Origin of the sequence: uncultured Phenylobacterium sp. (assembly GCF_902826855.1) — a bacterium.
GTDB lineage: Bacteria > Pseudomonadota > Alphaproteobacteria > Caulobacterales > Caulobacteraceae > Phenylobacterium.
In genome coordinates this window covers 16255-31115 of sequence record NZ_CADEGK010000027.1, presented here as the reverse complement: position 1 = coordinate 31115, position 14861 = coordinate 16255, and the positions used below count along the sequence as shown (strand labels likewise).

Below are 14861 nucleotides of genomic sequence, written 5' to 3'. Positions count from 1 at the left end.
GGGGCCTTTCGGCGCGCGATTCAGACGTCGCAACCCAATGATTCGGTGCGGGCGGCGCTGGAATTCCCCGACTTTTACTCGACCTCCACCTGTCGCGACCTCCTGATGCATGTGGTCGAGCATGTGCATGACATACCCCAGATCGCAGCGATGCTGCGGCGGGCTGGTCTGGAGTTTCTGGGGTTCGATCCGCGCTACGGAGCGCTCGATCGCTACTTAGCAGATTTCCCCGACGACCCCGCTGGCTTGGACCTGCAGAATTGGGCGGACTTTGAAGCCCGCAACCCAACGACCTTTCGGAAGATGTATCATTTTACGGCTAGGCTCGCGAAGTAGGACGCGGGTCAGACACCGCCCCTCACCGCAATCTCACCAGCCCCATCTTCGCCAGGACGCCGGTCGCCCTGGCGACCACGGCGACGTTCGAGCCGAGCCGGATGGCGGCGGTTGTCAGGGTGATCTCACCCGGCTCGAGCGCGGCGAAGAGGGCGCTCAGGACGCCGAGTGGCGTCGGGAGCTTGCCGAAGAGGGCGTGCGTCGAGATTTCGGTGAAACGCTCGCGCGTCGCGCCCGGCGCCAGGCTGAGGCGGGTTCCGGGTCCGATGTGCTCCGTCGGGTAGTGACCGAACGCATGGTAGGGGTCGAGGCGGGCCGCGCCGGCCTGCGGGGCGGCCTGGAGGCGGGCGGCGACGGCGGGATCGGCGAGCGCGGCGCGTCGGCGCGCGTTCAGGTCGTCCCAGAGGTCCTGGTACTGACGGTACACCACCGGCCAGTCGAAGCGGTCGCGGGCATGCTGACGGCCCGCGTCGCCGAGGCGGTGGCGCAGGTCTGGATTCTCAATCAGCCCGCACAGGACGTCGGCGAGCTCCTCCAGGTCGACGGCTGTCGGAGCGGCTGAGGCCCAGCAGTAGTTGTCGTAGTTGAGGCCGCCAAACTCATAGCTCCGGGCGATCGCCGCACCCATGCTGGGACCCGGAGCCCAGGTGCGGACGCGATAGCCGTCGATCCCGGCGCGGACGGTGTCGCGGTAGCCGTTCCAGTCCGTGGCCACCACCGGAAGGCCGGCCGCCATGGCCTCGATCGGCGTCAGGCCGAAGGTCTCCTGAATGTTGTCGGAGAGGGACACGAAAATGTCGGCCGCGGCCCAGGCCTCGTCGCGCCGGGCGGGGTCGCGCCCCTCGACGAAGATCGTCTTCACATCCGGAGCGAACTGCGCGGCGCCCCCGACGAAGGCCTGGCTGATCGCCTCATTCGGGGCCCAGCCGCACATCAGCAGCGCCACGGGCTGGCCCGTCCGTTCCGCAGCCGCCTGAAGGCCGCGGTAGAGCGCGAAGGGATGGGCCTTGGCGTGATAGACCAGCCGCCCCACGAAGAGTGCCGTGACGGTTTCGGGACTGAGGCCCAGGTTTGCCCTGGCCGCCAAGCGCGCCTCGGGCGCGATCTCGAAGTCGGCGCAGTGCACGCCCAGGGGGATGATCGGGAGCTGCGGAACCTCGACGCGGACATCCGGGCCGAAGCGCCAGCGAAGATAGTCAACCTCCGCCTCATGCACGCGCCGGACGGTCTCGACGACCGCCGAGGTGGTGCAGACCAGGGCGTCCCAGGGCATGACCGGTTCACGCAGCAGGTCGACGATCTCGTCCATGGCGGCGCCGCTGGCGGTGGTGTGGGTGACCCCGCACAGCGAGAAGGCGCCGGGGCCGGTGCGTAGCCTCAGGCGGGCGTGCGTCGCGAGCGTGAGATCGGCGAGGTAGAGCACGCCGATGTCGCCGACGCGCGCCAGCTGATCATAGGGGATTGGATTCACTGTCGCGGTCGGATCGATGCCGTGCACGATGCCGGCGAACCCTTTGGCCCCGCCGGTGGTGGTGGCGAGGCCGTGCACCGGCTGGTCGCCGCGCGCCTGGACCGCAGCGCGCAGGAAGCCGTGCCCGGCCGCCTGCCGGCCCATGAGCTTTTCCCTGGCGACATCATAAGCGTCCGGCTCGGCGCGGATCACGGCGGAAGAACGGACGGACACGGGACTCCGGGGCGCGACCTCTGAAGGACGCGGATCATTGGAGCGTGTCGGCGTCAGACACAAGCGCGCGCGGACGAGCCGCACGCCGCGGACAAGGAAGACCCCATGAAGATACCCCTTGAGCTCCCGCCGGGGCTGAACGGCGACGACACGACGTTCGCCGGCGGCGGCCGGTGGGCCGACGGGTCGAACATGCGCTTCCGGCTCGGCCGGGCGGAGACCATCGGCGGCTGGGAGCGGCTGATGAGCGATCCCCTGACCGGGGTGTGCCGCGGCGTGTTCCCCTGGACCGACAATTCCGGCGTGTTGAACATCGGCTTCGGCACCCACTCGAACCTGCAGCTATGGCGCGGCGGCGAGCTGTTCGATCTCACCCCGTCCAGCGGCTTCACGGTAGGCGCGGTAGATGGCGCAGGCTCCGCGGGCTACGGGACGGGCGGTTTCGGCGTCGGCGGCTACGGCCTGCCATCGGTCTCGGACTACTTCCCGCTGACCTGGTCTTTCGGGGCGTGGGGCCAGCAGCTGCTGGCGAGCCCCCGCAACCAGACAATCTTCGCCTGGACGAACGACACGGCGCAGAAGGCCGCGGCGCTCGCCAACGCGCCGGCCAACGTCACCCACATGCTGGTGGCGCCGCTGAACGGGGGCTACCAGGTCTTCGCGCTAGGCTGCAACGAGGAGGTCTCCGGGACCTTCAACCCGCTCTGCATCCGCCACTCGTCGATCCGCAACAACACGCAGTGGAGCACGAGCGCCAGCGGCTCGACGGCGCGGGAGTACATCCTGACCGGCGGCGGCCGCATCGTCGCGGGGCGGATGTGCGGGCCGTGCCTGCTGGTCTGGACCGGAGACGCGCTGTTCCTCGGGACTTTCGTCGGGGCGCTGAACCAGCCTTGGCGCTTCGACCGAGTGGGCCGCAACTGTGGCCTGATCGGGCCCAACGCGGCGGTGGTGGTCGGCCAGACGGCGTTCTGGGTCAGCCCCGATCGACAGTTCTACAGCTATGCGCTGGGCGGCCAGGCGGAACCCGTAGCGTGCCCGATCCGACGAGATTTTGCGGAGGAGTTGGCCGCCAGCCAGGGCGACAAGGTGGTCGCTTCGTCGAACTCGGAGTTCTCCGAGGTGCGGTTCGACTATCCGGACCGCCGCGACGGGTATGAGAACAGCCGATATCTGGCGCTGGCCGTAAGCGGCCCGGACGCCGGCGCGTGGCATCGCGGGATCATGGCGCGGACGGCTTTCGTCGACGCGGCGCCCTCGGCCTATCCGATCGGGGCGACGTACGACGGTTCGGTGTTCCTGCACGAGAAAGGGCGATCAGCGGACGGCGCGAGCTTCGGCTGGTTCATCGAGAGCGCGGACAGCTACCTCGATCCCGAAAGCACGCTGCTGATCCGCGGGCTCTGGCCGGACTTCAAGGACCAGGCCGGTCCCGTGTCCATCACCCTCAACGCCCGCTTCCACCCGCAGGACGCCGAACAGCCGACGGTGGTCACGGCGGTGGCTCCAGGGGATGCAAAAGCGGACCTGCTGGCGAGCGGCCGGCTCTTCCGCATTCGGTTCGCCGGTGACAGCGCGCCCACGGGCTGCCGCATCGGCCGTCCGACCTTCGACGCCGCGCCGGCCGGGCGCGAGTAGGCCGCAACTCAAGGAGATCAGATGTCAGGATTGCCTCCCTCATTCTCGTTTGGCGTGGACGCCAAGAAGTCCAAGTCGACCACGAACTCATCAGGCACCTTCAGCACCACGACGACCCCGCTCGTGCCGGACTGGGCGTCGTCACTCACCCAGGGCGTGGCGGGGCGGGTCAACGGCCTGCTTGGCGTCGATCCACAGGGCCTGGTCGCCCCGCAGCATGCGCTGCAGTCGCAGGCGGCGGCTGGCGCGGCCGGGCTGGGCAACTTCGACTTCAGCTACGACGGTGCGGCTGACCTGACGCGGGGCGCGGCCAAGACGTCCTGGCTCGACCCTCACATGTCCGCCGCCACGCCCTTCGCCTCGGGTGGCAAGGCCCGCAACTACATGGATGAGTACGAAAATCGGTACCTGAACGACGTCGTGAGCTCGACCAGCGCAGATTTCGACGCCAACGCTGGCACGGTCCGTGCGCAACAAGCGCTTGATCTCGCAGGATCAGGCGCCTTTGGCGGCTCGGGCGCGGCGCTGACGCAAAGCATGACCGAGGGGGAGCTGGCGCGAGGTCGCGCCTCGGTCCTGTCCGGCCTTCGGTCGCGAGCCTTCGAGACTGCTCTCGCCGCCGCGGGGGGCGATGCGGACCGCGCCACGCAGGCGCGCGTCGCCAACGCCCAGATCGCACTTCAGGACCAAGCGCAGAAGGTGGGGTTCGGTCTTCAGGGCCAGCAGCAACAATTGCAGGCAGCCAGCCAGCTGGCGCAGCTGTCCGGCGCGTACAACGACAACGTCCGGGCCAATATCGGAACTCAGGCGGGGCTTGGCGCGACGCTGCGGGGGATCGACGACGCTGGCCGCCAGGCGCCCTTCACCTCAACCCAGCAGATCGTCGCGGCGCTAAGCGGCCTGCCGATCAACCTCTTCGTCGGCCAGAACCAGCAGGGGACGAAGCAGGACACCAGCACGACGAAGGGTACCGAAATCGGCGTCAGCGCGAATGTGGGGCTGGGATGACCACGCAACCCGAACGGCTCGCCGCGCTGGAACAGCGGTTGAGCGACCATGAGGCGCGTTGCGAGGAGCGGCTCACCGAGATCAAGGCGACGGCGGCCACCACGCTACACGCGGTCGAGGGGCTGAAGGGCCGCTCCTGGGGTGTTGCGGCGGCGCTCTTGGCCTGGGCGCTTGCGCAGCTTTGGAGCGCCAACATCGAGCGGATCGGGCGGCTCGAGGCTGCGCGCCCGCAGCTGGCCCAGAGACTGGACGTCGCTAACCCCTGAGCGACGCCGTCCGCACACATCCACGTCCAAGGACATCGAGATGACCACCAAGCTGACAGCGCACTTCGCGCTGGAAGAACTCGCCTGCACGCAGCATCGCGAGATCGACAACCGCCCGCCGCCGGATGTGGTGGCGACGCTGCGGACCACGGCTGCGCGGATGGAGGACGTCCGCCGGTTGCTGGGCGGGAGGATCATCTCCGTCTCCAGCGGCTATCGCTGCCCGGAGCTGAACCGCGCGGTCGGCGGCGCGCGCACGTCGGCGCATCTGACCGGGCGGGCCGTGGACTTCAACTGTTACGGCTTCGGCTCGCCGCGCGACGTTTGCCGGGCGCTGGCCAACTCGCCGATCGGCTTCGACCAACTCATCGAAGAGGGCGGCTGGGTCCACCTCAGCTTCGACCCCCGTATGCGCCGCCGGATTCTGACCAAGCGTGAGGGCGGCGGCTACGAACTTGGCCTCACGCGCACCTGAAAGGACCTCCCATGCTGAAATCCATCGAAGGCAAGAAGACCTATCTCGTGGCCATCGCCTCACTGCTCTACGCGGCGAGCGGCTACTACACCCAGGTCCTGTCGGCGGCCGACGCCCTGCAGGTGGCCCAGGCGGCCATCATGGGTGCGTTTATCCGGCACGGCGTGAAGTCCGGCGCCTGACCGGCGCATGTGGCCGCTGATCCTGGGGGGCGCCGCCGCGATCGCCGTGGCCGGCGGCGCCTACAAGCTGGGCTCCGACGCCGGCTGGGCGCGCCGCGACGCGGTGGCGCTCACAGCCGATCTCGCCCGCGAGAAGGGTGCTCACGCGGCCGACCTTCGGGCTTTGGAGGCGTCGCAACGGGCCGCGAGCGAACATCGGCTCGCGGCCGAGCGCATCCGCAAAATCTACCGACCGCTCCAACGGGAGATTCCCGCGCATGTCAGTCCTGAGACCGACGCCCGCTTTCCTTTGCCTGTGGGCTTTGTCCGCCTGCACGACGCCGCGGCTCTCGGGCTGCCCGTCGCTGATGTCCATGACCCCGCCGGCCGCACTGATGACGCCGCCTCTGAGCTTGCAGCCTCTGAGGCCGCCCGCGTCATCACCTGGAACTACGAGGCCTGCGCAGCCAACGCCGAGCAGGTGAGAGGATGGCAGGCCTGGTGGCGCGGGCAGGCGGCGGCATTGAGACCCTAGGGCCCCTTGCGTTCGGCTGCCGTTGGCGGATGGCGTCCCCCTAAGTCGCTGGCAACTTAGGGGGACCTGGTGCCACGACAGGGATTCGAACCCTGGACCTCAGCCTTACCAAGGATGCGCTCTACCACTGAGCTATCGCGGCGAAGTCGGGCGCTATAGCGGGCCGCGGGTGCGTCGTGAAGCCTTAAAACACCGGCGGACGCCTTGACGCGGGGCCCGCCGCGCCGCACCTCGGGCCCATGGTTGAGCGGGACGACGACGGCAGATCTCATCCCAAGGCGCGGGAGGCGAAGCTGGCCCAGGCGCTGCGGGCGAACCTGCGCCGACGCAAGGCCGCGGCCGCCCCGCCGCCTGCGCCGAAGCCGCACAACTCCTCCACGGATTGACCGCTTGGCGCGCGCCGCGGGCGCGCGCTAGATACCCCCGCTGGGACGCCGCGAGCGACGCGGCTCCAGGGTTTCGAAGGATACGGATTGGACCGCATCGCCATTGTCGGCGGCGCGCGGCTGGAGGGGGAGATCCCCATCAGCGGCGCCAAGAACTCGGCCATCAAGCTGATGGCGGCCAGCCTGCTGACCGCCGAGCCCCTGCGGCTGACCAATATGCCGCGGCTGGCCGATACACGGTTCCTCGGCAAGCTGCTCACGCGGTTGGGGGCCGAGGTTGTTGAGTCCGAAGGTCCGGACGGCGCCGAGACCCTGCTCACCACGCCGGAGATCGTCAGCGGGTTCGCGCCTTACGACCTGGTCCGCCAGATGCGCGCTTCGTTCAACGTGCTGGGGCCGCTGCTCGCGCGAAGCGGCCAGGCCAAGGTGTCCTTGCCGGGCGGCTGCACCATCGGCGCGCGTCCTGTGGATCTGCACCTGAAGGCGCTGGAGGCGCTTGGGGCGAAGATCGACCTGCATGAGGGCTACGTCTACGCCCAGGCTCCGCGCGGGCTGAAAGGGGCGGTGATCGATTTCCCGTTCAACTCGGTGGGCGCGACCGAGCACGCCATGCTGGCCGCCGTGCTGGCGGAGGGCGACACGGTGCTGGAGAATGCAGCGGCGGAGCCAGAACTCGCCGACCTCGCAGACTGCCTGAACGCCATGGGCGCCAAGGTGACAGGGGCGGGCACGCGGACCATCCATATCAAGGGCGTGGCCAAGCTCCATGGCGCGACGCATTCCGTGATCCCCGACCGGATCGAGACCGGCACCTATGCCATGGCCGCCGCGATGGCGGGCGGCGAGGTGCGGCTCACGAAGACACGGAGCGACTTCGTCCAGGCGCTGCTCGACAAGATGGTCGAGGCTGGCGTCGACGTGACACTCCACAACGACGGCATGACGGTGAAGCGGAATGGGGCGCGGTTGAAAGCCGTCGAGATCACCACCGACCCCTACCCTGGCTTCGCCACCGACCTGCAGGCGCAGTTCATGGCGCTGATGACCCTGGCGGACGGCGAGAGCATCTTCCGCGAGACGATCTTCGAGAACCGGTTCATGCATGCGCCGGAACTGGGCCGTCTGGGCGCGGACATCTCGGTGCATGGGGGGGAGGCGCGGGTGCGCGGCGTGGCCAACCTCGAGGGCGCCCAAGTGATGGCGACGGATCTGCGCGCCTCTGTCAGCCTCGTGATCGCCGGGCTCGCGGCGCGGGGTGAGACGGTGGTCAACCGGGTCTATCACCTGGATCGCGGCTTCGAGCGCCTGGAAGAGAAGTTGGGCGCTTGCGGCGCCCAGGTGCGCCGGCTGAAGGGCGATGGCGAGGAAGAGGTCGAATAGACGTGTCGCAGACCGCCCCGCTGCAGTTGCTGGCGCAGGACCAGGACGACCTGGCGGTGATCTCGGCCGCCTTGCAGGATGCCGTGGTCAAGGTCGGGGACATCGTCTTCGAGGCCAAGGCGCGCCGGCTGACCATCTCGCTCAACCGCTTCCGCTGGGAGGCGGACCAGCGCCAGCGGGTGCGTTCAGCCCTACAGCTGGGCGGGGTTCTGCAGGTGCAGGGCCGTAAGATCCGGCGCGACCGGCGCGACGCCGTGCTGGAGCTGCTGGCCATCGGCCTAGAGCCCTTGGAAGCGCCGGGCGGTGTGCTCACCCTCAGCTTTGCGGGCGGCGGCGACCTGCGCGTCACGGTCGAGTGCGTGGACGCGGTGCTGGCCGACATCTCCGAGCCCTGGCCCACGCCGCGCGCGCCGGCGCATGAGGCCTGAGCGGATAGCCTTGTCGGGCCGTCGCGGCTAAACAGCCCGCGCGATGCGCCGATTTCTCCACAGCGACCCCGGCTTCGACGCCGCCTTTTCCGCTTTCGTGGCCGAGCGCCGTGAGACGCCGGAGGAGGTGGACGCCGTCGTGCGCGACATCCTGGCGGCCGTGCGGGAGGGCGGGCTGGCGGCCCTGCTGCGGTTCGCGCAAACGTTCGACAAGGTCGAGTTGACCGAGGCCACGCTGCGCGTCTCCGCCGAGGAGATCGCAGAGGGTGCGGCCGCCTGCGACTCGGACGTCCGCGCGGCGATCGCCTTCGCCGCAGCGCGCATCCGCGCCTATCACGAACGCCAGCGGCCGGTTGACCAACGGTTCACCGATGAGGCCGGCGTCGAGCTCGGTTGGCGCTGGACGCCGCTGGAGTCCGTCGGGATCTATGTGCCAGGCGGTCGCGCTGCCTATCCCTCCACCGTCCTGATGAACGCGGTGCCTGCGGCGGCCGCCGGCGTCCAGCGGATCGCGATGGTGACGCCGCCGGGGCGTCTGCAGCCTGCCGTGCTGGCCGCCGCGCAGGAGGCAGGCGTCAGCGAGATCTGGCGGGTCGGAGGGGCACAGGCGGTGGCCGCGCTAGCCTATGGCGCAGGCCCCATCCGCCCGGTGGACAAGATCGTGGGGCCCGGCAACGCGTTCGTCACCGCGGCCAAGCGGCGGGTCTACGGGGTCGTCGGAATCGACGCCCTGGCGGGACCGTCCGAGATCGTCGTGGTGGCCGACGGCGACAACGATCCGGAGTGGATCGCTGCCGATTTGCTCTCCCAGGCCGAGCACGACCCGGCGGCCCAATCCATCCTGATCACCGACGACGCGACCTTCGCTGCCCGGGTTGAAGCCGCTGTGGAGGCGCAACTGCGGACCCTGGCCACTGGGGCCGACGCCGCCGCCTCCTGGCGCGACCACGGGGCAATCGTGGTGGCGTCGTTGGACGCTGCACCGGGCCTGGTCGACCTCATCGCCCCGGAACATGTGGAGTTCGCCGTCGACGATCCGGAACGCCTGTCGGACCGCGTGCGCCACGCGGGCGCGATCTTCCTGGGCCGCCACGCGCCGGAGGCGATCGGAGACTATGTGGCCGGCTCCAATCACGTGCTGCCCACCAGCCGCGCGGCGCGGTTCTCGTCCGGACTGTCGCTGTTCGACTTCCTGAAACGCACCTCGATCGTGAAGTGCGACGCCGCCGCCTTCGCCATCCTCGGCCCGCCGACCATTGCGCTGGCCGAGGCGGAGGGCCTGCCGGCGCATGCCCGCTCAGCCGCGATCCGATTGACGCAGGGCCGCTAGGCGTCGGAACCGGCGCCACGGCACAGGTGTTTTGCGCCCGTGCCAATCTCCCCCCAAGTCACAACGACCCCCGCCGCGGCCGCGGACGCAGCCGTGAAGCCCAGTCTGGCCGAGCAACTAATCGCCTTCGGCCGCGAGGCCTGGGCGCAGATGCTGCAGCTGGACGCCTCCGAGGCAGGCCTCAACCTCATGCTGTCCGCCGCCGTCCTGCTGGTCGCGGGCGGATTGATCTGGGTGCTGCGCCGGCTGTTCGACGGCTGGATCGCGCGCTTCGTGGCGAACGCTCCCGGCAAGACCGAGGACGACGCGAAGCGCACGCCCAAGGCCGCCGGGGTTACCTGGACCCTCGTGCGGCTCTCGGTTCTGGCTATGGCCTTGCTGCTGGTCGTTGCCGTGTGGGGGATCGATCCCTGGACTTGGCTATCCGGCGAGGCCGGTGCGCGCCTGGTGCGGCTTGCCCTCGTTGCGGGCCTGGCCACTGCGCTCGTGGAGGTGACCGGCTTCGTCATCCGCCGGCTGATCGAGGGTTTTGCGCGCCGAAGCGCCGACCGCCGGCGTGCGGCGCAGCTTCGGACGCTGGCGCCCCTGCTCACCGGTTGTGCGCAAGGCGTCCTGATCGTGATCGGCCTGCTGACGTTCCTGGCCGAGCTAGGCCTCAAGGTGGGCCCCATCCTGGCCAGCGCCGGCGTGGTCGGGATCGCGGTCGGCTTCGGCGCTCAGACGCTGGTGAAGGACTTCCTGACGGGCTTGTTCCTGATCGCCGAGGATGTCGTTTCAGTGGGCGACAATGTCGGGATCGGCAATTCGAGCGGCGTGGTCGAGATGATGACCATGCGAACCATCCGCCTGCGGGACGCCAATGGGACGCTGCACATCTTCCCGTACAGCGAGGCCCAGGTCATCCACAACCACACCAAGGTGTTCTCCTCCTACGTGGTCGAGATCCCGGTCAGCTATGACAGTGATGTTGATCAGGCTCTGGGGATTCTCAGGGCGCTCGGCGAGGAGATGCAGAGAGATGCGGCCTTCGCAAACCTGATCACGCGGCCGTTTGAGGTCATGGGCGTCGACCGGCTCACCGAGAACGCGGTGTACTTGAAGGCGCGATTCACGACAGAGCCCCGCGCGCAGTGGCAGGTGGGCCGCGAATTCAACCGACGCCTCAAGAATGCATTCGACGCGGCGGGCATATCCACGCCGGCGAAGACCGTCCCGATCACGCCTCAGAGCCTGGACGAGCAGCGCGCGGCCCGCGAACACTGAACCTTCGGTTGACGCTCGCGAAAGCTGAACCGTACCTGACAGCCCCGCTCCCGGGTCATTCAGGCTCGGCCCCCTAGAAACCCAGCATCGACCAGCCAGAGAGACGGAGACTTTCGATGCCCACCCGCATGAACAAGACCGGCCTGACCGCCGCCATCCTCGCCTGCGTCCTGGCCTTTGGCAGTGCGACCACCGCCACCGCAGGCGTGACCAGCTGCTCGGCCTCGGGCAGCAAGCAGGAAGGGGGCGCGGTTATCGGGGCCCTGGTGGGCGGCCTGATCGGTCACTCAGTCGGCGGACGTAACGCCACGGGCGAGACGGTGGTCGGCGCGGCCGCCGGCGCAGCGGCGGGCTCGGCGATCGGCTGTGAGGCCCAGAAGAGCAAGGCGCAGAACGCCGCCCAGAGGCCCGCCACCTACAAGAAGAACGGCTATCGCCTGTCGTCAGCTATTTCGCCCGCAAGCTACAACCGCGTGGACCGAACGTTCGTCGCCCAGTCCGGCGTGAACCTGCGGGCCGCACCCACCACCAACTCGGGCCGCGTGGGCCGACTGCAGGCCGGCGAGCGGTTCCAGGCCCTGGCGCAGGTCCGCGGTTCGGACTGGATCCTGGTCGGCCAGGGCGGCGTCGGCGTCGGCTATGTCCGTGGCGACTTCGTCCGGCCGGCAGGTGAGCGCTACGCCACCTACTAGACGGAAGCCGCCCCCTGAAGAGACGCCCGGCGCACCCCCGCGCCGGGCGTTTTTTCATATCCGGGGCCCCGTGCGGACACCACGGGATGACGAGGACCCCCGGATTGCAATAAAGCTCGGCCGGAACGCCATGGTCCAGGACTCAAAACAGCGCCACCGACTGCAGTCGGTCGAACTCGACGAGGACTCCCTCGCCGCGGCCTCGCGCGACCAGGAGCAGGAGCGGCAGATCGCGATATTCGACCTGCTCGAGGAGAACTACTTCTTTCCCGAGGGCGCCGGGGGCGGTACCTACGACCTGCGGATGGGCCTGCTGGAGAACCGGCTGGTGATGGATATCCGCGGGCCCGGCTATGAGCGCCGCCACATCCTTTCCCTGTCGCCGTTCCGGACCTTGATCAAAGACTACTTCATGATCTGCGACAGCTATTACCAGGCGATCCGAAACTCGACGCCGCAGCAGATTGAGGCCTTGGACATGGGCCGCCGCGGGCTGCACAACGAAGCCTCGGAAGTTCTGCGCCGGCGGCTGGAGGGCAAGATCGAGACGGACATGGATACCGCGCGCCGCCTGTTCACCCTCATCTGCGCCCTGCACTGGCGAGGCTGACTGCGGATGAGCGGGCCCCCAGGAGGACGACTGCCGGACGCGGTCCTCTTCTGCTGTAACTACAACCAGGTGCGCTCACCCATGGCGGAGGCGCTCCTGAAGCACATTATCGGGACGCGGATCTTCGTCGACAGCTGCGGTCTGCGGCCGGCCTTGTTCGATCCGGACACCGACGACATGGAGGTCGATCCCCTGGCGGCCGAAGCCATGAAGGAACTTGGGGTCGACCTGACCCGCCACCGCTGCAAGGTCTTCGGCCAGCTGACCGACGATTCCTTCGATCTCGTCATCTCGCTCACGCCGGAGGCTCAGCACCGCGCCATTGAGATCGCCCGTGGCCGGGACGCGGAGATCGAGTACTGGCCGACCCACGATCCGACCCTGACCGAGGGCACGCGCGAGCACCGGCTGGAGGCCTACCGTCAGGTCCGAGATGGCCTGGCCGCGCGCATACGCGCCCGCTTCGGCGCCTGAGCGACCCATCGACCTTCCCGGCTCCAATGGGCTATATTCGGGGCCGCACAACGCGGCTCGCGACGCGACGGCCCGAACCGTATTGCCTGCGAGTCAGGAGCCCATGGCGAAGGAAGAGCTGCTCGAGGTTCCCGGATAGGTCATAGAAGTGCTGCCGAACGCCATGTTCCGCGTGAAGCTTGAGAACGACCACGAGATTATCGCCCACACCGCCGGCAAGATGCGAAAGAACCGCATTCGGGTCTCTGCGGGGGCAAGGTTCTCGTCGAAATGACGCCCTACGACCTGACCAGGGGTCGCATCACCTTCCGCGTTCGCTAGCCCCAAACCGAGGCTCCGCCATTGAAGACTGAGCCGCGCCTCGTCCTCGCCTCTGCGAGCCCCCGTCGCCTGGATCTCCTGCGCCAGATCGGTCTCACACCCGACGCCGTGGACGCCGCCGAACTGGACGAGACCCAACGTCCTGGCGAGACCCCGCGCCTGCTCGCGCTGCGGCTCGCGCGGGCCAAGGCCACGGTCGTCGCTGCCCGCCAGCCCGACGCCTTCGTGCTGGCCGCCGACACGATCGTCACTGTCGGCCGCCGTGTGCTGCCGAAGGCCGTCGACCGGGCCGAGGTGGCGACGTGCCTTCAACTCCTGTCCGGGCGCGCGCACCGGGTTCTGACCGGGGTTGCGGTCGTCGCCCCCGACGGGCGCGCCGCATGCCGGCTGGTGGAGAGCCGAGTCCACGTCAAGCGCCTGTGCCAGGCGGACATCGAAGCCTACCTGGCCTGTGGCGAGGGGGTGGGGAAGGCGGGCGGCTATGCCATCCAGGGGCGGGCCGGCGCCCTGGTGATCTCGCTCCAGGGGTCGTATTCCGGCGTCGTGGGACTGCCTTTGCACGAGACCGCCAACATGCTCGCCGGCCTGGGCTTCCGTCGGCCATGAGCGAACGTCGCCTGTTCATCGATCGAGGCATAGGCGAGACGCGAGGGGTTGTGACCCTCGATGGGCGCCCAGAGCGGCTGCTCATCCGCCGCGATGAGGACGAGCCGCGTCTGGCCCTTGGCGCCCGACTGGTCGCCCGTGTCGCGAGTGTCGAGCCGGCGATCGCCACGGCCTTCCTCGACCTCGGCGGCGGACTGGAAGCGATCCTGCCGTTCAAGCCGGACGAGCGTCCGGTCCGCGGAGGCGCCGTTGAAGTCGAGATTCGCGGCGAACCCCGGGAGGGTAAGCTCGCGATCGCCCGGCTGGCGGGGGTCGGGGAGGGGGCTCCGCGCCTCCTGGCCGCCGCCCCGGACCTTGGCGACCTCCTGCGACGTCTCGTCCGCGAGCCTGACTTGGCCGAGGGTCGCGACGCACGCACCGTCTGCGACGATGCCGAGGCCGAGGCGCTGGAGACGATCCACCCTCTACCGGGGGGCGGGAGCCTGGCCATCGAGCCGACCCGAGCGCTCACCGCGATCGATGTGGACCTGGGTGAGCGCAAAGGCGCCGATGCCAAACGGGTCACCCGCCAGGCCAACCTCCTCGCTCTCGCCGAATCCGCAAGGCTGCTGCGGCTCAAGGGACTCGGCGGTTTGATCGTTCTCGACCTCGTGGGCCGTGGGCACGACGGGACCGCCCTGCTGGCCGCAGCCCGCTTGGCCTTCGGGCCTGACAATCCCGGGGTTTCCATCGGCCCGGTCGGGCGTTTCGGGACGATGGAGCTGTCGATCCCCCGCCGGACCCGTCCCGTCCTGGAGCAATTGCGTCGCCCCGACGGTGCGCTCGGCGACCGCGCCCTTGCCCAGCGTCTGATTCGCCGCCTCGAGGCCGAGGCGACCGCCCAGCCTGGCGCGCGCCTCACAGCCGCGTGCGCGCCGGCAATTGCGGTGGCGGCCGAGCCCCTGGCCCGCCTGCTGGCCGCGCGCATCGGCGCCCGCTTCGCCATCAGCGCTGACGCCGCCCGCCAGCGCGAACAGTTTGACGTGGGGACGTGATGGCCTCGCCCAAGTGCCCTATCTGCGGAAAGTCGGTTGAGGCGGCCTACCGCCCGTTCTGTTCGCGCCGCTGTGCCGATGTTGATCTGCAGCGCTGGTTCAGCGGAGGCTACGCTATCCCGGCCGAGGAGCCTGAAGACCGCCTGCCAGAAGCCGACTTCGAAGACGATTAGGCCGTGGAAAGGGCCGCCCAGCGCCTCGCTGGACTTCGGCCGACGCCTCTTCTATAGACGC

General features: G+C 69.1%; 18 protein-coding genes, 1 tRNA gene and 2 pseudogenes. 19 read left to right on the top strand and 2 right to left on the bottom strand.

Annotated elements, in window-relative coordinates:
* Window positions 1-336 (top strand): annotated as a pseudogene (locus QZV94_RS06190) (hypothetical protein); the annotation flags it as partial.
* A 22-nt stretch (window positions 337-358) separates the two neighbouring features.
* Here QZV94_RS06190 and QZV94_RS06185 read toward each other — a convergent pair.
* Complete coding sequence (locus QZV94_RS06185; protein ID WP_293676932.1) at window positions 359-2020, bottom strand: glycosyltransferase family 4 protein; 1662 nt, start codon at window positions 2018-2020, stop codon at window positions 359-361.
* 105 nt (window positions 2021-2125) lie between these two features.
* Here QZV94_RS06185 and QZV94_RS06180 point away from each other — a divergent pair, with 105 nt between their 5' ends.
* The 6 genes from QZV94_RS06180 to QZV94_RS06155 are packed head-to-tail and all read left to right on the top strand — an operon-like array spanning window position 2126 to window position 6103.
* Complete coding sequence (locus QZV94_RS06180; RefSeq protein WP_293676931.1) at window positions 2126-3658, top strand: hypothetical protein; 1533 nt, start codon at window positions 2126-2128, stop codon at window positions 3656-3658.
* 21 nt (window positions 3659-3679) lie between these two features.
* On the top strand, window positions 3680-4666 hold the full coding sequence (locus tag QZV94_RS06175) for a hypothetical protein (protein WP_293676930.1): 987 nt from the start codon (window positions 3680-3682) through the stop codon (window positions 4664-4666).
* Window positions 4663-4932, top strand: a complete 270-nt coding sequence (locus QZV94_RS06170; RefSeq protein ID WP_293676929.1) for a hypothetical protein — start codon at window positions 4663-4665, stop codon at window positions 4930-4932. The genes QZV94_RS06175 and QZV94_RS06170 overlap by 4 nt, the downstream gene beginning before the upstream one ends.
* Before the next feature lie 40 nt (window positions 4933-4972).
* A complete protein-coding gene (locus QZV94_RS06165; RefSeq protein WP_293676928.1) occupies window positions 4973-5407 on the top strand; it encodes a D-Ala-D-Ala carboxypeptidase family metallohydrolase in 435 nt (144 codons plus the stop codon).
* 11 nt (window positions 5408-5418) lie between these two features.
* Window positions 5419-5589 carry a hypothetical protein gene (locus tag QZV94_RS06160; RefSeq protein ID WP_293676927.1) on the top strand — a complete coding sequence of 57 codons (171 nt, stop codon included), beginning with the start codon at window positions 5419-5421 and terminating at the stop codon, window positions 5587-5589.
* A 7-nt stretch (window positions 5590-5596) separates the two neighbouring features.
* Window positions 5597-6103: a hypothetical protein gene (locus QZV94_RS06155; RefSeq protein WP_293676926.1), complete on the top strand. Its 507-nt coding sequence runs from the start codon at window positions 5597-5599 to the stop codon at window positions 6101-6103.
* Window positions 6104-6170: 67 nt separating this feature from the next.
* Here the strand turns inward: QZV94_RS06155 and QZV94_RS06150 are convergent.
* Window positions 6171-6245 (bottom strand) — tRNA-Thr (locus QZV94_RS06150).
* A 97-nt stretch (window positions 6246-6342) separates the two neighbouring features.
* Here QZV94_RS06150 and QZV94_RS06145 point away from each other — a divergent pair.
* From QZV94_RS06145 to QZV94_RS06090, 12 genes and pseudogenes are all read left to right on the top strand, one after another.
* The gene (locus QZV94_RS06145; protein WP_293676925.1) at window positions 6343-6489 is read left to right on the top strand and encodes a hypothetical protein; all 147 of its coding nucleotides are present in this window, start codon (window positions 6343-6345) and stop codon (window positions 6487-6489) included.
* Between the two features lie 87 nt (window positions 6490-6576).
* A complete protein-coding gene (gene murA / locus QZV94_RS06140; RefSeq protein WP_293676924.1) occupies window positions 6577-7869 on the top strand; it encodes a UDP-N-acetylglucosamine 1-carboxyvinyltransferase in 1293 nt (430 codons plus the stop codon).
* 2 nt (window positions 7870-7871) lie between these two features.
* The gene (locus QZV94_RS06135) at window positions 7872-8297 is read left to right on the top strand and encodes a DUF2948 family protein (RefSeq protein ID WP_293676923.1); all 426 of its coding nucleotides are present in this window, start codon (window positions 7872-7874) and stop codon (window positions 8295-8297) included.
* Between the two features lie 43 nt (window positions 8298-8340).
* The gene (gene hisD / locus QZV94_RS06130; RefSeq protein ID WP_293676922.1) at window positions 8341-9627 is read left to right on the top strand and encodes a histidinol dehydrogenase; all 1287 of its coding nucleotides are present in this window, start codon (window positions 8341-8343) and stop codon (window positions 9625-9627) included.
* 93 nt (window positions 9628-9720) lie between these two features.
* Complete coding sequence (locus QZV94_RS06125) at window positions 9721-10890, top strand: mechanosensitive ion channel domain-containing protein (RefSeq protein WP_293676921.1); 1170 nt, start codon at window positions 9721-9723, stop codon at window positions 10888-10890.
* Between the two features lie 116 nt (window positions 10891-11006).
* Window positions 11007-11582, top strand: coding sequence for an SH3 domain-containing protein (locus QZV94_RS06120; RefSeq protein WP_293676920.1), 576 nt, complete (start codon window positions 11007-11009; stop codon window positions 11580-11582).
* A gap of 130 nt (window positions 11583-11712) precedes the next feature.
* Window positions 11713-12192: a UPF0262 family protein gene (locus QZV94_RS06115; protein WP_293676919.1), complete on the top strand. Its 480-nt coding sequence runs from the start codon at window positions 11713-11715 to the stop codon at window positions 12190-12192.
* Between the two features lie 6 nt (window positions 12193-12198).
* A complete protein-coding gene (locus tag QZV94_RS06110) occupies window positions 12199-12666 on the top strand; it encodes a low molecular weight phosphatase family protein (protein ID WP_293676918.1) in 468 nt (155 codons plus the stop codon).
* Window positions 12667-12829: 163 nt separating this feature from the next.
* Window positions 12830-12987: pseudogene (gene infA, locus QZV94_RS06105) on the top strand (translation initiation factor IF-1).
* A gap of 21 nt (window positions 12988-13008) precedes the next feature.
* The gene (locus tag QZV94_RS06100; protein WP_293676917.1) at window positions 13009-13593 is read left to right on the top strand and encodes a nucleoside triphosphate pyrophosphatase; all 585 of its coding nucleotides are present in this window, start codon (window positions 13009-13011) and stop codon (window positions 13591-13593) included.
* Window positions 13590-14627, top strand: a complete 1038-nt coding sequence (locus tag QZV94_RS06095; RefSeq protein ID WP_293676916.1) for a ribonuclease E/G — start codon at window positions 13590-13592, stop codon at window positions 14625-14627. The genes QZV94_RS06100 and QZV94_RS06095 overlap by 4 nt, the downstream gene beginning before the upstream one ends.
* Entirely contained in the window at window positions 14627-14800 is a 174-nt protein-coding gene (locus QZV94_RS06090) for a DNA gyrase inhibitor YacG (RefSeq protein WP_293676915.1), read from the top strand. Before QZV94_RS06095 ends, QZV94_RS06090 begins: the two co-directional genes overlap by 1 nt.
* Window positions 14801-14861: the final 61 nt, after the last annotated feature.